The sequence below is a fragment of the Stenotrophomonas sp. STEN018 genome, from assembly GCF_056760235.1.
This window is the reverse complement of sequence record NZ_JBRREK010000062.1, coordinates 1-19928: the sequence shown is the minus strand read 5'-3', so window position 1 is coordinate 19928 and position 19928 is coordinate 1. Positions and strand designations below refer to the sequence as shown.

The 19928-nt window shown below is 62.1% G+C and carries 12 protein-coding genes; 3 read left to right on the top strand and 9 right to left on the bottom strand.

Annotation, left to right across the window (positions count from 1 at the left end; translation table 11 throughout):
- Positions 1-145 precede the first annotated feature (145 nt).
- The 9 genes from mutS to ACVOMB_RS18130 form a co-directional block, all read right to left on the bottom strand.
- On the bottom strand, positions 146-2701 hold the full coding sequence (mutS, locus tag ACVOMB_RS18170; protein WP_481532464.1) for a DNA mismatch repair protein MutS: 2556 nt from the start codon (positions 2699-2701) through the stop codon (positions 146-148).
- 399 nt (positions 2702-3100) lie between these two features.
- On the bottom strand, positions 3101-5407 hold the full coding sequence (locus ACVOMB_RS18165; RefSeq protein ID WP_481532463.1) for a TonB-dependent receptor: 2307 nt from the start codon (positions 5405-5407) through the stop codon (positions 3101-3103).
- Between the two features lie 958 nt (positions 5408-6365).
- Positions 6366-7700, bottom strand: a complete 1335-nt coding sequence (locus ACVOMB_RS18160; RefSeq protein ID WP_481532462.1) for an amino acid permease — start codon at positions 7698-7700, stop codon at positions 6366-6368.
- The gene (locus tag ACVOMB_RS18155; protein WP_481532461.1) at positions 7697-8602 is read right to left on the bottom strand and encodes a cation diffusion facilitator family transporter; all 906 of its coding nucleotides are present in this window, start codon (positions 8600-8602) and stop codon (positions 7697-7699) included. Before ACVOMB_RS18155 ends, ACVOMB_RS18160 begins: the two co-directional genes overlap by 4 nt.
- Positions 8603-8854: 252 nt before the next feature.
- Positions 8855-11143 carry an Orn/Lys/Arg family decarboxylase gene (locus ACVOMB_RS18150; RefSeq protein ID WP_481532460.1) on the bottom strand — a complete coding sequence of 763 codons (2289 nt, stop codon included), beginning with the start codon at positions 11141-11143 and terminating at the stop codon, positions 8855-8857.
- 29 nt (positions 11144-11172) lie between these two features.
- On the bottom strand, positions 11173-12522 hold the full coding sequence (adiC, locus tag ACVOMB_RS18145; protein WP_481532459.1) for an arginine/agmatine antiporter: 1350 nt from the start codon (positions 12520-12522) through the stop codon (positions 11173-11175).
- Positions 12523-12628: 106 nt separating this feature from the next.
- Positions 12629-14056 (bottom strand): DcaP family trimeric outer membrane transporter, encoded by a 1428-nt coding sequence (locus tag ACVOMB_RS18140; RefSeq protein ID WP_481532458.1) that lies wholly within the window; start codon positions 14054-14056, stop codon positions 12629-12631.
- Positions 14057-14268: 212 nt separating this feature from the next.
- The gene (locus ACVOMB_RS18135) at positions 14269-15390 is read right to left on the bottom strand and encodes a metallophosphoesterase (protein WP_481532457.1); all 1122 of its coding nucleotides are present in this window, start codon (positions 15388-15390) and stop codon (positions 14269-14271) included.
- Positions 15391-15487: 97 nt separating this feature from the next.
- Positions 15488-16921 carry a GGDEF domain-containing protein gene (locus tag ACVOMB_RS18130; protein ID WP_481532456.1) on the bottom strand — a complete coding sequence of 478 codons (1434 nt, stop codon included), beginning with the start codon at positions 16919-16921 and terminating at the stop codon, positions 15488-15490.
- A 136-nt stretch (positions 16922-17057) separates the two neighbouring features.
- On the opposite strand from ACVOMB_RS18130, the gene ACVOMB_RS18125 reads away from it, so the two are divergent.
- The 3 genes from ACVOMB_RS18125 (at position 17058) to ACVOMB_RS18115 (ending at position 19748) form a co-directional block, all read left to right on the top strand.
- Positions 17058-17855: a TlpA family protein disulfide reductase gene (locus ACVOMB_RS18125; protein WP_481532455.1), complete on the top strand. Its 798-nt coding sequence runs from the start codon at positions 17058-17060 to the stop codon at positions 17853-17855.
- 24 nt (positions 17856-17879) lie between these two features.
- Entirely contained in the window at positions 17880-18686 is an 807-nt protein-coding gene (gene dsbG, locus ACVOMB_RS18120) for a thiol:disulfide interchange protein DsbG (RefSeq protein WP_481532454.1), read from the top strand.
- Positions 18687-18767: 81 nt separating this feature from the next.
- Positions 18768-19748 (top strand): cation diffusion facilitator family transporter, encoded by a 981-nt coding sequence (locus tag ACVOMB_RS18115; protein WP_481532453.1) that lies wholly within the window; start codon positions 18768-18770, stop codon positions 19746-19748.
- The last annotated feature ends 180 nt before the right edge of the window (positions 19749-19928 follow it).

Here is a 19928-nt window from a genome sequence, read left to right as displayed (position 1 = left end):
GCCATGCTCGGCAGGGGCTGTACCGGGAAAGCCCCATGCCGAGCATGGCTCGGCACTACAGGTGGGGTTTCATGCCGAGCATGGCTCGGCACTACGGGTGGGGCTTCATGCCGAGCACGGCTCGGCACTACGGGGGCGCTGCGGCTCAGATCAACGACTTCACACGATACAAGGCCTCCAACGCCTGCTTCGGGGTCAGCTCGTCCGGATCGATCGCCTGCAGCGCATCCAAGGCAGCCGAACTCGGCGCCGCAAACAAACCAAACTGCTGCGGCGCATCCAATGCCTGTGGTGCCATCGCAGCGCTCTGGGTCTCGCCACCACGTTGTTCCAGCTCGGCCAGGCGGCGACGCGCCTGCGCAACCGTGGACTTGGGCAAGCCAGCCAAAGCTGCCACCTGCAAGCCAAAGCTGCGGTTGGCCGGGCCATCCTTCACTGCATGCATGAACACCAGCGTGTCGCCGTGCTCCACCGCATCCAGATGCACATTGGCAATGCCGCTGGCGCCGCCTTCATGGCTTTCATCGGCAAGCGCGGTCAGCTCGAAGTAGTGCGTCGCAAACAGCGTGTAGCAGCGGTTCTGGTAAGCCAGGTGGCGGGCGACAGCATCGGCCAGGGCAAGACCGTCATAGGTCGAGGTGCCGCGGCCGATTTCATCCATCAGAACCACCGAGTGTTCGGTGGCGTGGTGCAGGATGTAGCTGGTCTCGGCCATTTCCACCATGAAGGTGGATTGGCCCTTGGCCAGATCGTCGCCGGCGCCGATGCGGGTCAGGATGCGGTCGATTGGGCCGATCACCGCACGGCTGGCCGGCACGAAGCTACCGATATGGGCGAGCAGCACGATCAGTGCGTTCTGCCGCATATAGGTGGACTTACCGCCCATGTTCGGGCCGGTGATGACCAGCATGCGACGGTCCGGATGCAGGTCCAGGTCATTGGGCTCGAATGGGGTATCGCGTACCGCTTCGACCACCGGATGACGGCCGCGCTCGATGCGCAGGCAGGCCTCTTCCTGCAGTTCCGGCTGCGACCAGTCCAGCGCCTGTGCGCGTTCGGCAAATGCTGCCAGCACGTCCAGTTCGCTCAAGGCGCCAGCGCAGCGCTTCAGCGGTTCCAGATGCTGGCCAACTATATCGAGCAGGCCTTCGTACAGCAGCTTTTCGCGGCTGAGTGAACGCTCGCGTGCCGACAACACCTTGTCCTCGAAGTTCTTCAACTCCTCGGTGATGTAGCGCTCGGCATTGGTCAGGGTCTGGCGGCGGGTGTAATGCACCGGCGCCTTGTCGGACTGACCCTTGCTGATCTCGATGTAATAGCCATGCACGCGGTTGTAGCCAACCTTCAAGGTGGCGATGCCGCTGGCCTGGCGCTCGCGCGCTTCCAGATCGATCAGGAACTGGTCGGCGTGGGTGGACAGGCGGCGCAGTTCGTCGAGCTCGGCGTCGTAGCCTTCGGCGATCACACCACCGTCGGACAGCTTCAACGGCGGCTGCTCGGCGACGGCGCTGGCCAGCAGGTGTGCGCTTTCGTCGTGTGAGCCCAGTTCGGCACGCAGCTGCTGCAGGCGCGGCGAATCCAGCGTTTCCAGTTGAGCGGTGATGGCCGGTAGCAGGCCCAGGCCGTCACGCAGGGTGGAGAAGTCGCGCGGCCGCGCCGAGCGCAGCGCCATGCGGGTGAGGATGCGTTCGATGTCGCCAAGTGCACGGAAGCTGTCGCGCAGGTCGGCATCGGTACCGCGATCAATCAACGTGGCAACCGCGTGGTGGCGTTGCTGCAGCACGTTGCGCAGGCGCAGCGGGCGGTGCAGCCAACGTCGCAGCAGGCGCCCGCCCATCGGCGAGACGGTGCTGTCGAGCACGCCGAGCAAGGTGTTGCGGGTGTCGCCATCAACGCGGGTATCCAGTTCCAGATGACGGCGGGTGGCGGCATTCATCGCGATCGCTTCGCCAGCATTTTCCATCGAGATGGAGGTCAGGTGCGGCAATCGCTGCTTCTGGGTTTCTTCGACATAGCCGAGCAGGGCGCCAGCAGCACCGGTGGCGCGCGGCTTGTCGTCGATGCCGAAGCCGCTGAGGTCGTGCAGCTTGAAGAAGTTCAGCAGATGGCGACGGCCACTATCGGCATCGAACAGCCATGGCGCGCGGCGGCGTACGCCATTGCGATGGCGCAGGAATTCGGGCCAGTTCTCCTCGTCGGGTACCAGCAGCTCGGCTGGTTCCAGCCGGGCCAGCTCGGCTTCCAGCGCATCGTCGGTGTCGACTTCATTGACCAGGAAGCGGCCACCGGCCAGATCGGCCCAAGCCAGGCCGTAGCCGGCCTTGCTGCGCGACAGCGCCATCAGCAGAGTGTCGCGGCGCTCGTCCAGCAGGGCCTCGTCAGTGACGGTGCCGGGGGTAACCACCCGCACCACCTTGCGCTCGACCAGGCCCTTGGCCAGCGCCGGGTCGCCGATCTGCTCGCAGATCGCCACCGATTCGCCGACCGCCACCAGCCGCGCCAGATAGCCTTCAAAGGCATGTACCGGCACACCGGCCATCGGGATGGGGGCGCCACCGGAGCTGCCGCGCTGGGTCAGGGTGATGTCGAGCAGGCGTGCGGCCTTGCGCGCATCGTCATAGAACAGTTCGTAGAAATCGCCCATCCGGAAGAACAGCAGCAGGTCCGGATACTCGGACTTGGCTGCGAAGAACTGCTTCATCAACGGGGTGTGTTCGGGCTTCTTCTCGGTCACGCGGGGTCCACTTGGTCGGTTGGGCAGGGGGCTGCCGCAAAGAGGACCATTGTAGGCGCTGTGCCCCGGCACACGAAGTGGCTTTGCTGAGCCTGTTTGCCCAGCTGCGCCCCTGATCCGGATTGCAAAGCCTGGCGAACGAGGTGAATGGGCTGTACGCCACTGGCACGGCTGGTGCTGTGCTGGGACCGGTGGGGCCGGTTGGGGCCGGACAGCGGCATTGTTCCAGCCAAGTTTGTTGCCTTACGCATGGCATAGGACATCTGACGAAGACTTGGCTATACAACGAAGGCGCGTTGGCGGACTGGAGCCGGCAACGAGAGGAGGGCGCCTGTTGCACACGAGATTGGTGGGATTGCTGCCTGTCTAGAAATTCAGCGTCGCAGACACCCCCACCGTACGGAAACTGTCCGGACCGAGATATTGCATAAGCCCGCCTTGGTTCAGCACCGTGCCGAATGAGACGAAGCTGCGATAGTGCTTGTCAAACAGATTGCGTGCATACAACGAGACTTCCCAGCGGCCGTCCTCGGCGCCTATGCCAAATGAAAGATTGGCTACGCCGTAACCCTTGGTGCGGGTGCGGGATTGAGCCACCCCGTTGTAAAAGGTGCTTCTGTGGTTCCAGCCGCCGCTTGCATTGAGTGCCAATCCGTTGCCCAGCGCATGCGAATAAATGCTACTGAGGCCGTAGCTGTACTTCGACACGAAGGTTGGCGAAAATCCGGACATGTCCCCCTGCAGAATGCCGCTGATGACCTCGCAATTGGCGTCGCTGCCGGTTTCACAACGCCCGTAGTAGTCGATGAACTTGGCATCGGTGACCGCACCATTGGCAAGCAAGGTGAAGTCGGCGGAAGGGCGCCATGCAAGCTCCAGCTCCACGCCCTGGGTACGCATCTTGCCTGCATTTGCCATGCCGAAGCCCAGCGTTTCCGGTATATAGGTCTGCGCCTGGAAGTCTCTGAAGTCGGAGCGGTACAGGCTGGCGTTCACGGTCAATGCGCGATCCAGGAACTGCGATTTGACGCCAACCTCGTAGGCAGTGGACTTCTCGGGCTGGATCTTGTTGGAACTGTTGCGTGTGGCATCCACCGTTGGGCCCTTGTAGCCCGTGCCGACATTGGCGTACCACATCAAGTTCGGGGTCTGCTGGAACTGGATGGCAGCCTTGCCGGAGACATTGGCCTTGCTGATCTGTGCGGACGAAGCAATGGTCGGACCGAGGTACACGATGGGCAACCCATCCATGATAGGCGGCGTGAGCGGGATGATGCCCGACTCCACGTTGTCGTGGGTATAGCGCAGTCCGGCGCTGGCGGACCAACGTTCACTCAGCGGGTAATTGGCGTTGGCATAGAAGGCGTAGCTCTTGGTGTCGGCGTCGATGTGCTGTTTGGGGCCGGTTGCTGAAAACAACCTGGTTGGCTGGGTCAATGCCAGGCTCAAACCGCCGTAGCCGATGTACTCGTATGTGCTTGCAACGTTCACGTAGTAAGCACCAAGCACGTAGTCCAACTTGTCAGCCAATGCCTTGCCGGCAAGGCGGAATTCCTGACTGATCTGGTGTGCACGGATCGTCGTCAGATTGTTGTTGAGGTAGTTGGCCGGTGTCTGGTCGATGTCGTGCATCTGGTACACGCTCGAGCTGCGATAGGCAGTAATCGAGGTGAGTTGGGCACCACCGGCAAGCCTGAGGTCGGCCTTGCCAGTAAAGCCGGTAACGCCTTGGAAGGCCAGCGCCTCGCCGTCGCCCTGACTGGTGAAATTGTTTCCGCCTACGTTGCCAAACCCGGCGAGGGCTTGGTTGTAAGCCAGATCGGTGCCCAGGGAATAAGGGATATTCACTGCCCGGGAGAGCAAGGTCTGGCGTTCCGCAGTAAGCAGCAGGTCGAGGTTTTCGGTGGGGGTCCACAGCCACTTGCCACGAACGCCCTTGCCGGTCTGGTCGCCGATGTTCCAGTCGTGAAAAGCGCTGGGTATCGCGCCGTCCTGGTCCTTGTAGTAGGCCGACACGCGAAACGCGGAATTGTTGGAAATCGAGAAATTTCCAGTCAACCGTGCAACGTGTTCATTGCGCTCGCCCAGTGAGAGCGAGACAGTGCCACTGTTGGTGCCGATTTCCGGATTGTGGGTGCTGATGTTGACCACGCCTGCCGAGGCATTCTTGCCGAACAGCGTGCCCTGTGGCCCGCGCAGTACCTCGATGTGCTCCACGTCGCTGAAGCCAGCTACGCCGAGGTCGCGCGGTATGCTGATCACGACATCGTCAACCACCGTTCCGACGGTTTGCTCGGAGGCCACGCTATAGGCTTGTGTTCCGATGCCGCGGATCTGGAAGCCGCCACTGTTGGCGGTGCCTGCTGTAGCTGAGAACGACACTCCGGGGGCCAGGTATTGCAGGTCGGAGATATTGCTCATGTTGGTGCGGTCGAGCTGTTCGGCGGTTACCACGCTTACCGAAATCGGTGTGCGTTGCAGTGGCTTGGCTTGGTGAGTGGAGCGAACCGTCACCGTATCAAGGTCCTTGGTGGTGGGCTTCGCTGCAGTTGCGGGCTCTTCGGCCAATGCAGGCTGTGCAGCTGCCAGTGCAGAAAACAGCGCCAATGACAGGCGGGTACAACGAACGCGGCCTCCTGTTGGCTGATGCGAATGGGTGAACGATTTCCTCATGCGTCTCTCTCCGGTGGTGGTACGAAGCCGGGCGTTCCGGCTGTTTTTGCGCGGCTGCGCGGTGCTCGGTAATCGGACTGGTTGTCTGCTGCCTTGTGGGTCGTTGCGTGTTGTGTTGGGCCACGGCGTTGCCCACCCGCACCCGGTCCTGCGCGTGAAGCGCCGGTGGGTTTCAGGACATGAAGGCGAAAGGAATTACGTGGTGAAGTAGAGACTCAAGCAGCCAGGTGGCCTTGCCCTTGATCGCGACGGCGGTGATGGAGAGCAGGTGTGCGACGAGGAGAGGCGTCGCGGGCCCGGCGCCTTCCATGCGGGCGTTTGGAATGGCAGGGAAAACTCTTGCCTTGGTGTGATTGCAACAGGTGCTTGGTCTGCGCGCAGAACTTGCTGCTCAGTCATCGTCGTTGTCAGCGGCCGAAAGCAGGTGACCTGCTTTCCGGATTGCGAAACCGCGTTACGTCTCATTGTTGGTTCGCCTCCACGAACGTTGATCGATGCCTGTCACGATCTGCGGATTCGAAGATCTTCAATCAGTGACGTTGGTGTCAATACATCTGACGCCAGATGCTTGGATAGGAACATTCCGTGAGGCGGGTACAGTCATGTCGGATTCGGATAGCTGCTTGATTTCCATCAAGAGCTGCAATCGCCAGACGCAGGCAGCACTGTGTGCTTGCGGTTGGTTGCGTTGACGTCTGCTGCGCAAGCGTTACTGATTTGCGCCAAGTAGAGACATGCTGCTTGAGTTCGGCGTCGGGTGCCGGGTACAGATTCCATGCCATCGGTCAAGACAGTGGGCGACCCGATGCAGCGGATTGCTTTCGATACGGCATGGTGTCAAGCGCGCAGGCTCCATCATCCCAGGCACCTTAGGAGCTGGCAGATTCACCTGTGCGGCTTTCATGGCAGGGATATTCTGGGAACTTGTTGGGCGTTGCTCGCGGAATTTTCGCGCGCGCTATCCCTTCCCAGAGGTTCCGCCCGTTGTGGTGCCCAACATTCGTTGGCGGAAGAAGGGGTACAGTGCGGCGCTGAACAGTATTGCTACGGTGGCGTAGGCCAGCAGTTTGGCGTCAGCACCAAGCAGGGCGTATAGGCAGTAGGCGATTGCTGCTGCAGCGGTGAACAGGCAGGCGGCGCGCATCCAGCCCTGTTCCCCACGCTCCAGGGTGGTGCAGATCAATGCGCCAGCTGAGAACAGGTAGGGAATGATGGTCAGTAGTACGGCGATATTGGTGAGCTGGTCGAACTGGCGTGCGAGGGTGGGCGAGGACGTAACCAGTAGCAGCGCGCTCATCAGTACCGCCACGATCATCAGGCCGGTGCCAGGCATGCCGTGCTTGTTGAGCTTGCAGAACACGCGCGGGAACAGCCCGTCCTCGGCCGCCGCCTTCGCCGATTGCCCGACCAGTAGCATCCAACCGCCCAGCGCGCCGGCTGATTTGAGGATCGCGCACAGTGCGATCACCAGTACACCCCATGGTCCGATCATCAACTGTGCGACATCGGCAAATGGTGCTGAGGAGTCGCGCAGCTGCGCCATCGGTACCATGCCCATGATCACCAGCGAGCAGCTGATGTAGATGACCGCTGCCAACGCCAGCCCGAGCAGGGTTGCCAGCGGGATGTTGCGCTTGGGGTTGTCGATCACATCGGCCGACACTGCCGCGCTTTCCACACCCATGAATGCCCACAGCGCGATGGAGGCGCTGCGCGAGATGGCGGCGCTGTCCTCCATGCCGCTGACGTTCCAGCCGGCGCTGAACAAGGCTGGGTCGAACCACCACCAACCGAAGATGGCGATGCCGAGTATCGGGATCAGTGCCAGCAGCAGGGTGCCGGTCTCCAGCGCGCCGATCCAGCGCGCCCCGCGTGCATTGGCCAGGCTCAGCAACCAGATCACCGCCAGGGTGAAGCCCAGTCGCGGATAGACATCCTGCAGCCATGGCCAGAGATGGCTCAGGTAGCCGGTGACCACCAACGCGATGGCGACATTGCCGATCCAGTTGCCGAACCAATAGGCATAGTTGCTGACGAAGCCGATGTAGTTGCCGAAGGCATCGCGTGCATAGGCGTAGGGGCCACCGGGTTGCGGGTCGAGTTGCGACAGCCGCGCGAACACCAGCCCCAAGGCGATGGCGCCGGCAGTGGCGATCAACCAGCCAATCGAGGAGATGCTGCCAACCGTGGCCAGGTTGGCCGGCAACAAGAACACGCCGGTGCCGATCATGTTGCCGGCAACCAGCATGGTCGCCATGGTCAGCCCCATCTTCTTGGTGGTTGGCGAGCTCATGTCCAGGCCGGGTCGGAAGTGAAGTCGATGGTCAGCCAGAAGCGCCCCGAGCGAGCGTCAAGCTGTGCGGCGATCTCATCGCGCAGGCGATCAACATCACCGATGCTGCCAAGCTGGGTGTCGGGTCTGGTCAGGATATGGATCTCGACAAACTGCATGCGGCCGATCTTGGCGACATGGCTGGTGAATCCTTCGAACTGGTGCTTGGCAACGAACGCCTGCATTACCTGTTGCACGAGTTGGTCCAGTTCGCTCGGCGCTACCTGCAGGACCTCGCGCGCAGCCTTCCACGCACCGCGTAGCGGTACCGGTAGCGTGGCCAGGCTTATGCAGGCAAGTACGAGGGGGTCAAGGTAGGGAATCCAGTGTTCATGGGAACCACCGCGTAGTGCCAGTGCGATGACGAAGGACAGCACCACGGCAAGGCTCATCAACCCGGTAAGCAGCCATGCGCGTGCGTCCAGGCGTAGCAGGCCGGACTGCAGCAGGCGCGCGTGCCGGCCGATCCACACCGCCATGGCCAGGTCCACCACTGCCAACAAACCGGCCCAGAGTAGGCCAGGGCCGAGTCGTGCCTCGTGGCCGCCGTCGCTGAAGCCGATCACTGCATTGGCCAACGCGTAGATGCAGGCCAGACTGAGAATTGCACCGCCCAGCGCTTCGACCATGGGCTCCAGATGCCAGAAGCCGTATTGGAAGCGTGGACTCTGTTCGCGGGCCATCAAGCGCAGTACTGACAGTGCCACCAGCGTCAGTGCTACATCCACCAGGCTGTAGATGCCATCGAACAGGATCGCCTGCGAGCGCGCGAGCATGCCGCCAAAGAAGCCGATCGCAGCGACCAGTACGGTGGCTGCGATGGAAAGTTGCAAGACGCGTTGTTCCTGGCGGGTGCTGGTCATTTAATTGGTCTAGGGCCCGGTAGCCATGTAAGGGGAGCTAGGCTTGAAAAGCCCCTCTCCCGTTTACGGGAGAGGGGTTGGGGTGAGGGCGCTTTGAAAGCACGTAGAGCAGATTTTGAGCAGAGCGGAGCCAAAGAAGACGCAGAGCCAAGAACCAATAGCCAGAAGCTAAAAACTTCCCTCATCCGCCCCTGCGGGGCACCTTCTCCCGCGCGCGGGAGAAGGGACCGCGGGCAACTGCGCTTACTGCGCTCAAATCTTCAAAACCTCCACCCGATAATTCGGCTTCTCACCACTGTTATCGATGATCAACCCATGCACATCCGACTCAAAGCCCGGGAAGCGTGCGTTCTGTTCGCGGGCGATGCGCAGCGACTGGATGATCGGTTCATCGCTGGCACCGAAGCGCTCGCCCGGCATGATGGTCGGGATGCCGGGCGGGTAGGGCACCAGCATGGTGCCGGCGACGCGGCCGCTGAGCTGGTCGATGTCCACCCGCTCGATCTCGCCGCGTACAAGGTGGTTATAGGCTTCGGCAGGCGTGATGACCGGCTCCGGCAGTTCCACATACATCTCGCGCATCACCTCGGCCACGCGGAATTCACGGTTGAACTCGTGCAGGGCGGTGCACAGGTCGCGCAGTCCCCAGCCGGCGTAGGCGGCGGCATTGTCTTCGAGCAGGCTGGGCAGTGACTGGCTTAGCGGCGCGTTGGCGTCGTACAGGTCCTTGAACGCCAACAGTTCGGTGACCAGGGTGCTCCACTTGCCCTTGGTGATACCCATCGAGAACAGGAACAACACCGAGTACAGGTTGGTCTTCTCCACGGTGAGGCCGCGCGACCACAGGAATTTGCTCAGTATCGCAGCCGGGATGCCGAGCTTGCCCATCTCCCCATCCATCGACAGGCCGGGCGTTAGCAGGGTGACCTTGATCGGATCGATCAGTACATAGTCGTCAGCCAGGTTGTCGAAACCATGCCAGCGCGCATCCGGGCGCAGATACCAATCCGGACGCGAAGTGACCATCGGCTTGGCGCTGTCGCCCTTGGCCAGCGTGCGCTCCACGCCGTCAGGCTGCCAGACTTTGAACCACCAGTCGTCGCGGCCGAGATCCTCGCTGACATGCAGCATCGCGCGGCGGAATGCGATGGCTTCATCGTGCATTTCCTGCACCAGCGATTTGCCGGCATCACCTTCCATCATCTTGGAGGCGACATCGCAGGAGGCGATGATGCCGTAATGCGGACTGGTTGAGGTATGCATCATGAAGGATTCGTTGAAACGTTCCGCGTCCAGCTCGCGCGTTGCCGCATTGCGTACATGGATCATCGATGCCTGCGAGAACGCAGCCAGCAGCTTGTGCGTGGAATGGGTAGTGAAGATGATCGCATCCTGTTCGCGTGGCTTGCCCTTGGCCATGCCGTAGTGATTTTCGTAGAAGGGGTGGAACGCGGCATAGGCGTACCAGGCTTCATCGAAGTGCAGGAAGTCCACCGCGCTGCCGAGGTTGTCGGCAATCGTCTCGGCGTTGTAACAGAGCCCGTCATAAGTGGAGTTGGTGACTACCGCGATGCGCGGCTTGGCGCCGGGCTTGGCCGCCTTGCTGGCCAAGGGGTTGGCCTGGATCATCTTCTGCAGTGCCTCGCCGGAGAACTGGTCCAGGCTGATCGGGCCGATGATGCCGTGGGCGTTGCGGCTGGGGGTGAAGTACACCGGAATGCCGCCGGTCATGATCAATGAGTGCAGCAGCGACTTGTGACAGTTGCGGTCGACGAACACGATGTCGCCACGCGCAACCGTGCCATGCCAGACGATCTTGTTGGCGGTGGAGGTGCCATTGGTGACGAAGAACGTGTGATCGGCGCCGAAGTTGCGCGCGGCTTCGGCTTCTGCCTCACGGATCGGGCCGGTGTGATCGAGCAGCGAACCCAGTTCCGGCACCGAAATCGACAGATCACTGCGCAAGGTGTTTTCGCCATAGAACTGGTGCAGCGCACGGCCTACCGGTGACTTGGTGAAGGCAACACCGCCGGCATGGCCGGGCGTATGCCAGGAGTAGTTGGATTGGGCCGAGTGATGGATAAGCGCCTTGAAGAACGGTGGCAGCAGCTTGGCCATGTAGTCTTCGGCGGCGCGCATCACCTGGCGGGCGATGAAGCTCTTGGTGTCTTCGAACAGGAAGATGTAGCCGTGCACGAACTTGAGCAGCTTGCTCGGTATTTTTTCGATGGTGCGGCGTTCACCATAGAGGAACACCGGCAGGTTGGCGCGGCGTTGGCTTTGCTCGCGCAGGAAGGCAAGCAGACGTTGGAACTGGTCGTCATCGTCCTCGGTGCCGTCGATGGAGATCAGCACCGCCGAGGCAGCCACATAGGTGCGTGCGCCGGCACGGGCATCGTCCAGGTTCAAGCCGGAGAGCACGCGCTGGTCGCTCTTGCGCAACTCCTCGGCCAGGGCGCGGATGAGGATGCCGGCGATGCGCGGCGATTCATAGTCGGCATCGATGATGACGATCGGGTAGTCCAGTGATTTGAAGTACATGGCGTTGTTCCTATCTACCGAGCGGGGGATCAGTTCGTGCTGGCACGGGCGGTGCCATTCGGAGTGAATTTGGCCAGGCGCTGCTTGCGGCGCTCATCGCTGAAGAACGGGTAGAACACGGTAATGAACAGTACGAACAGGAAGGCGTACTGGACGATGCTGCCGGACGAGCCATAGATGGCCCACAGGCAATAGACGACGGTAATGCTGGTCAGTACCCAGAACGCGCCGGTGTGGGCCAGGGTATGCGAGCGCTCCACCACGAAGTAGCAGGCCACACAGGAGTAGATGTAAGGCAGCAGGGTCAATACCACCGCAGCCGAGGTGATCACGTCGAACTGCGCGGACGCGGTTTCCGAAGTGGAGGTGATCAGTACGGCAAGCGTCATCAACACGGCAACGATCAGCACACCTTTGACCGGCACCTCGTCCTTGTTGATCTTGCTGAAAACGCTGGGGAACAGACCGTCATCCGAGGCTGCCTTGGCGCTCTGCGCGGTCAGCAGGATCCAGCCGCCCAAGGAACCCGCTGCACCGACGAAGGCGCACAGGCTGACCAGCGCGCCGCCCCAGCCGCCAACCGCGGTTGCCGCCGCCAACGCGAACGGCGCGTCGGAGACCTGCAGGTCGGCATTGGGCACCATGCCCATGATCACCGAGGAACTGGCGATATAGGCGATGGCTGCCAGGAACACGCCGGCCAGGGTGGCGCGGGCAACATTCTTCTCAGGGTTCTCAACCACGCCAGCGGTGACCGATGCCGACTCCACGCCGATGAACGCCCACAGGGTCAACGCTGCAGCACTGGACACCGCACCGAAGTTGGATTGGCCGGAAACGTTGTACGCACCCTTGAAGATGGTGGGGTCGAAGTAGAACCAGCCGAAGATGGCGATGCCCAGGATCGGTACCAGCGCGAAACTGGTGGTCACCGTCTGCACGCGGCTGACGAAGGACGGGCCGATCACATTGGCGAAGCTCAAGGCCCACACCAGCAACAGCACCGCGATGCAGCGTGGCACTGGATCGGACAGGATCGGGAAGAAGTAGCTGAAGTAACCCACCGCCGCGATCGGGATGGCGACGTTGCCGATCCAGTTGGCGAACCAGTAGATGGTATTGGTCTGGAAGCCCATGTAAGGGCCGAACCAGTCACGCGCATAGGCGTAAGGACCGCCCGCTTTGGGTGCCAACTTGCCGAGCTTGGCGAATACGAAGGCCAGCAACAATGCACCGGCCGTGGTGACCAGCCAGCCCCAGATCGAGGCGGTGCCGATCTTGGCCAGGCTGGAGGGCAGCAGGAATACACCTGAGCCCATCATGTTGCCTGCCACCAGGAAGGTCGCGCCAACGACCCCGATTTTCTTCTGACCTGCCATGACAATCTCCTTTCACCGGCGTTGCCGGGTGATTCGATGGGAAGGGCATTACGTGAATCGTTGGGTGGCGAGCTGCACATGGGCGTGTGCGGGCGTCGGCTGCCTGTTACTTGATGAAGTTGTATTGCAGGCTGCCCTGCAGGCGCAGGGTGTCGGCATCGCGGCCGTTTTGTAGCTGCTGCTGGCCGTAGAGCAGTTCCATACCCATGGTCCAGGACGGTGCCGGGCTCCACAGTAGATTCAGTGCGGCGTAGCGGCTGCGACGGAAGGCATCGCTACTCAGTGCGTCGGCGCTGTCGATCTGCAGTTGTCCGTAGATCAGGTTGGAGCGCCACAGATCTGACCAGTAGTGGGTGTAGCCGAAGAATCCACCGCGCAGCGGCAGCGCCTTGAGCTGTCCATCGGCGTCGATGGCGGCATCCAGGTTGGAGCCGGTCAGGTCGGCGGTATAGCGGCTGATGCCTTTGCCGCCGATCAGGCCGAACAGCAGCAGGTCGCGCTCGGCTACAGCATAGGACCCACTCAACTGCAGGCCGCCGCCGAACGTGCGGTCGCTGCGGCCATCACCGTCGTAGCCGAGGCTGCGCAGCACCGCGCCCAGCTGCAGATGGCCCCAGTCGCGCTCCATGCGTGCGATCAGGCTGATGTCGGGCAGGTGTTCGGTGCTGCTGTCGTTGTCACTCAGATTGCCCAGTTGCGAATCCGGATCTTCCGCAGCCACGGTCAAGCTATTGCCTTTGCCCAGCGCGAAGCTGTGGTGGATGCCTGCTACCAGCAGATAGCCGGCCGCGCCTGGCCCGGCAAAGTCCAGTGTGTCTGGTAGCGAGTCGGCATCCATGAAGGTGGAATAGCCGTAACCGGCATAGGTGTTTCCCAGCTGGCCATAGGCGTGGCGCAGACGGAATTGATAGCTGTCGCTGCTGCCGAAGAAGTCGTTCTCCAGGTAGAAACGCAGCTTGCCGTGTGTGGTTGGGCGCCGTGCCTCGAAGCTGAAGCGGGTCTGCTTGGCGTGCATGCCGAAGTGCGAGACATCACGGTGCGGGCTGTCGACCGGAATTGATGAAGGAATGAACTGCTCGGTATCACCGGCGGCGCGGCGGTCTGCAATCGCGTCGAGCTTGGCGTAGCCGCCGAGCCGGATCATGGTGTCGGTGCCGGGGATGGCAATGAAACCTTTCAGTTCTGGGTCGTTCGGCGAGGGCGCGTTGTCCGGGCGCGAGGCGGCGGTTGAAGGATCAGCGACCGAATCACGCGCGGGCAGAATGGTCTGCGTAGCTGCTGGCTGGCTGCTGTGGGTAGCTGCGGAGTCCAGCGAGGAGACCGTTGTCTGTGATGCCGAAGCCGAAGATGGTGGAGGTTTTGCAGAAGGACTTGCCTGTCCTTGTTCCAGCGCATCAAGCCGTGCGTTGAGCGATTGCAGGTGCTGTTGGGCCTGGACGATCTCCGCGCGCAGCGCGGCGACGGAGTCCTGCGCGTTTGCCGCGCAGGGCAGCAGCACAAGAGGCAATAATGTGGCCAGCGTCAATGGTTTCATCGCCTGTTCCGTGGAGAAAGAAACGCTACTCGCGGCTGGGACAAATCCCCGCCGCGATTTCAGCTATCGCATACGCGGCGACGCGCTGGATGCCTCCCTCATCCCTGCGTGAAACCTGCCTATTTACCATCGTTGAAAACAGGTTATGACTACGTGAATTTAGGATGAAACCTGATGTCATAAATAGTGAATTTCTGAGCGTAAAAAGGCAGTCAGTCCTCGCCATCCATCTGGCCGATTTCCAGCGGCACCCGGCTGCCATCAAGCAGTCCTCGGCTGAGCTTGCCGTCCTCGATGAATAGCAGCTCGCCGTTCTCGCCATCCTTGATGCTGCTGTCGATGGCGATGATGCGATCGCCGTGGAAGCTGCTGACATGCGGCATCGAGGTGTGGCCGACGACGATGCGCTTGAGCCCGAGCTGGTCGAGCACACCCTGCACGCCGGCCGTATCCAGCTGGCCGTTGAAATAGCCGCGGTACCAGATCGGACTGGTCTTGCCGTCATATAGCGGTGCGGTGATCGGGTCGGCCTTTACCTCGGCCTTGGGCCGGCCGAGCGAGTCCTGGTAGGCAGCGTTGGTGGCAGCTGGATTGAGCGCAAGCTGTAATGCCTCCGGTGAGATGCCGCCATGCAGGAATAAAGTGTCGCCGATGCGCAGCAGCACCGGCCGGGTACGCAGCCACTGGCCGATCACCGAATCATTGCCGTACAGCTGCGGGTAGCTGCGCCCCAGCAGCTGCGCGCTGCGCAGGTACTTGGGATTGACGTAGCGCAAGTCGTCGTACAGCGTCATGGTTTCGTGGTTGCCAAGCACGAAGTGCACCGCGCCGCCGGCTTGCGCGGCCTGTTGCTGCAAGCTGTACAACAGCCAGAACGTCTCGGTGACCTGCGGACCACGGTCGAATACGTCACCGCCGATCACCAGCGTGTCCTGTCGCAGCGCCCAGTTGTCGTCGTTGTCGATCACGCCATTGGCACGCAGCAGCTGCAGCAACAATGCATATTGGCCGTGGATGTCGGAGACGGCGACGATGCGCGGCACGGCTGGCAGCACCGATGCGGCGGTAGCGGCTAGCGGGGCGATGCGCAGCGGATGCGGATAGCCGCACTCCGCTGCGACGTTGAGGGCTGCGCCGCGCTTGACCTTCAATTGACGGGATATCACCTGGTCTTCGCAGATCCACTGCGCCTGCAGGCGGCTACCGTCGCGGAATACATAAGGGCCGTCGGCCTGTACATACGCAGCTGGCTCAGGAACCTCGCGGGCACCCGCATCCACGGCGGGCAGGGCGCCACATAGCGGCAGGATGAGCAGGGCGCGGGCTACAGACATGGGGTGGTTCCGATGACGGGCGCCTTGTTGCGCCCGTTGACAGCCTAGGCCGCAGTTGCCGTATCTGCATGTGCTATCGGTTGGTTGTGCGCGCTGCTCAATCGCGGCGCAAAGCGCTGCGGCCGGGTGCAGTGGGCAAGGTATCGCTGCCCAGCACCACGCGATTGCGGCCCTGCTTCTTGGCCTGGTACATGGCCGCGTCGGCGCGTGCCATCACCCGCTCGTAGTCCGGGTGGCCGTCATACAGGGCAACGCCGATGCTGGCGCTGATCGGCAGCAGCTGGCCATCGGCCAGGGTGACTGGCGTGTCGACGATGCGCCGGCACAGGCCATCGGCAATCACCATGGCCTGGCGTTCTTCCACCGCCACCAGCACCACGACGAATTCTTCGCCGCCATAGCGGAATACGTAGTCGCTGCCACGGGTGAACTGGCTGAGGATGCCGGCCACGTGCTGCAAGGCGCGATCACCGGCTTCATGGCCGTGTTGGTCGTTGATGGCCTTGAAGTGATCCAGATCCAGCAGCAGCACGGCGAAGCTGTCGGCGGACTTCTCGGCCAGCTCGATCTCACGGCGCAATACGGTGGGCAGGAAGCGGCGGTTGAGCAGGTTGGTCAAGGCATCGCAACCGGCATCCAGTTCGCCTATGCGTTCGAACAACATGCCCAGCAAGGCGCGGATCTGGCTGACTTTGGAGCGCACGTCCTGCAGCTGCAGCGAGCGCGCGGCCGGATCGCTGTCCTGCTGCAAGGTGTCTTGCAACAGCTGGTCGACCTCATGGATCATAGCGGTGATCTGCCGCGTCTCCGAGCTTTCGCCAAAGCTGGGAATGCCCTTGTGGTTGAACCACAGGCCGAACTCTGAGCGCGCCAGGGTCTGGAAGCTGCCCAGGTCGCCCTGTGCCGCAAGGGCGTAGAGGAGGGTGTTTTCCCAATCCAGCAACAGCGCACGCTGGCGTTCGCGCTCGGTGCCGACATTCTGCACCAGCGAGAACAGCCGGTAAGCGGCATCGGTGCGCGAGGAACGTTCCCGTGCATTGGAATAGGCCAGTGTCATACCCTCCAACGCGATGTCGAACGAGGCAGTGAGGCTGGCGATGGCTGCGTGTGCGCTTTCGCCATGCCCGGCCTGCTCGCCGATCAATTGGAACAGGCGCTGCTTCAGTACGCGGGTGCCGCGGGTGACCAGATCCACCGGGATGCCCACGCGTGCATGCACATCGCCGATGACGCGCTGGTTGGCGATCAGCTGTTCGACGTCGGCCGGCGTGGCGCGCAGCAGGTCCTTGACCCAGCGCTGCATGGCCGGTTGCAGGCGCACCCGCACCTGGTCGTGCGACATCGAACGCGAGGCGCGCGCATCGTTCATCATGACCTTGTAAAAATGCGCGGCCAGTTCAGCGGCGTGCGCGTCGGCCAGACTCGCCAGAATCTGGCTTGCATCGGCACCGGCGGCGTCGAGGCTGTGTTTCCAGGCATCTGCCAGAGCGCTGCTGTCGGTGTCAGGGGGTGGAGCTGGGACGATATTCATGCGTACGACCGGTAAAGTGCCAAGAGGCAGCCGATCATTATCGGCAGCGATAACAGGATTTTGAGGACTTTGTGTTGATAGTTGAATTCACTGTTTGTTCAAGTTTGCTTGTGGTGAGTCCCGTCGGATTGGCTGAATGATCAGCGCCGGTCCGTTTCCGTTGATGGCACTGGTTGCATTGTTGGCGCTGGCGATTGGCTGGTTCTTCGCGCGTGCATTGGCACCGGCTGCTGATGGGATGCGCAGCCGTGCTGGCGCGGTGGTGCTGGATGCGTTTTTGCTGGGCTTGCTGGGCGCACGCTTGGGTCACGTGGCGATGCATGCTGGCGACTATCTGTCACAGCCGCTGTCCATCATTCGTATGGGCGATGGTGGTTATTCGATCTGGGCCGGCCTGCTGGTCGCCGCCGCCTACGCGTTGTGGAAGACCCGCCAACGCATCCTGCGCAAGCCGGTATTGCTGGGTCTGGCTGCTGGCGCGGCGTTCTGGGCAATTGGTGGGATGGCGCTGTTTGCGCTGCAGCGATCGTCGATTCCGCTGCCGGATGCAGTGCTGCTTGACATGCAGGACAAGCCTGCGCCGCTGGCCGCATTTGCTGGCAAGCCAACTGTGATCAATCTTTGGGCGACCTGGTGTGGCCCGTGTCGGCGCGAGATGCCGGTGCTGGCACAGGCGCAGCAGGCACACCCGCAGGTGCAGTTCGTGTTTGCCAATCAAGGCGAAACCCGCGACGAAGTCGCCGACTATCTGCGCGCTGAAAACATGCAGCTGCACAATGTGCTGCTGGATGCCGAGTCGCGGGTGATGCAGCAGACAGGCGCCCGCGCCCTGCCGACAACGCTGTTCTTTGGCGCCGATGGGCGGCTGCGCAATGTGCATATGGGCGAGCTGTCGCGCGCCACTTTGGAAGCGCGTCTGCGCGAAATGCAATAACTCCTTTACTGAAAGAGACACACGATGATGCGTTCCCGTTCGATGTTGCTGTTGTTGTCCGCCATGACGCTGTCGCCGCTGGCCTGTGCCCAGACTGCCAGTGCCCCCGCTGCTACCGCTGCCAAGCCGGCCGTGGCCAGTGAGCCGGCGGTGGTGAAGACCTTGCGCTCGCAGGGCGTTGAGTTCATGGGCACGTTCGAAACGCCGGTTGGCCTGACCGGCTATGCCGGTGTCGCCGGTCAGCGTCCGCTGGGCGTGTACGTGTCCAAGGATGGCGAGTACGCCGTGGTTGGCACCCTGGTCAACGCCAAGGGTGAGGATGTCAGCGCTGCCAAGCTCAAGGAGCTGGTGTCCGGGCCGATGGGCCAGCAGGCCTGGGCCAAGGTGGAAGCCAGCCATTGGGTGCGTGATGGCAAGGCCGATGCGCCGCGCGTCATCTATTCCTTCAGCGACCCGAACTGCCCGTACTGCAACCGCTTCTGGGAGGCCGCGCAGCCGTGGGTGGCGGCAGGCAAGGTGCAGATCCGGCAGATCCTGGTCGGCGTGATCCGCGAGGACAGTGCCAACAAGGCCGCTGCCATTCTGGGCGCGGCTTCGCCGGAGCAGGCGCTGATCCAGAACGAGCGTGATTTCGCCAAGGGCGGCATCAAGCCGCTGGCGACGGTGCCGGCGGCAGTGCAGACCAAGCTGCGCGCCAATGAAGCACTGATGCTGGATCTCGGCTTCCAGGGCACGCCGGGCATCCTGTTCAAGGATGCTGACGGCACGGTGCAGATGCGCTCGGGCATGCCGCAGGGTGATGACATGCAGACCGTGCTCGGCCCGCGCTGATCGCTGAACCGGGCGGCGGCGATGTAATAGTCTCCGCCGCCACTGGCTGACTAAGCTGGCCCCGTTATTTAGGAGCCAGCCATGAGCCACGACCACAACCATCTGCCCAGCGAGATCCGCCACGAGAAGCCACTGTGGTGGGCGCTCGGCCTGACCACCGCCTATCTGGTGGTCGAAGTCATTGGCGCGTTCTGGACCAACAGCCTGGCGCTGTTGTCCGATGCCGCGCATATGGCCACCGATGCGCTCGGCCTGATGATCGCGCTGACCGCTGTACGTCTGAGCCGGCGCCCGCCTGATGCCAAGCGCACCTACGGTTATGCGCGTCTGGAAGCCTTGGGCGCCGTGGCCAATGGACTGCTGTTGTTCGGCGTGGGCATCTACATCCTGTTTGAGGCCGCGCAGCGCTTCCAGCAGCCGCAGGAAATCGCCTCCACCGGGATGATGTGGGTGGCAGCGTTTGGCCTGGTGGTGAATCTGATCGCCATGCGCCTGCTCAGTGCTGGCAGTGGTGAGAGCCTGAACGTGAAGGGCGCATATCTGGAAGTGTGGAGCGACATGCTCGGCTCGGTGGCGGTGATCATCGCTGGCGTGATCATCCACTTCACTGGTTGGACCTTGGTTGATCCGATTCTGGCGGTGCTTATTGGTTTGTGGGTGTTGCCACGTACCTGGGTGCTGCTGCGCGATGCGATCAACGTGCTGCTGGAAGGCGTGCCCAAGGGCGTGGTGCTGGCTGATATCGAGGCGGCGCTACGCGGGCATGACGGTGTCGCCGGTATCCATGATCTGCATGTGTGGGCACTGGCATCGAGCACGCCTGCATTGACCGTGCACGTGGTGATGAATGATGGGCTGGCACCGGATGTATTGCGTCGTGAGCTGGCTGATCTGCTGCATGAGCGGTTTGATATCGATCATGTGACGGTGCAGGTGGAAGCTGATCACTGCGGTGATGATTGTGCCGACAAGAAGGCGGCTGGCGGTCATCACGACCACGACCATGAAGGTCATGCGCACGGGCCGGATGATCAAGGCCATCACGGCCATGTGCACCGCTAAGCGTAGTGCCGAGCCATGCTCGGCAGAGGCTTTACCGGTGATCCATCGGCCTTGATGGTTGTTTGTTGGTTGTGGGAGCGGCGTAAGCCGCGAAGCTGGCATTGCTGAAATTTTCGGAACAACAGCAATAAGATTGATAAGTGGCATAGCGGCGTAAGCCGCACCCCCAAGGTGGGGGGT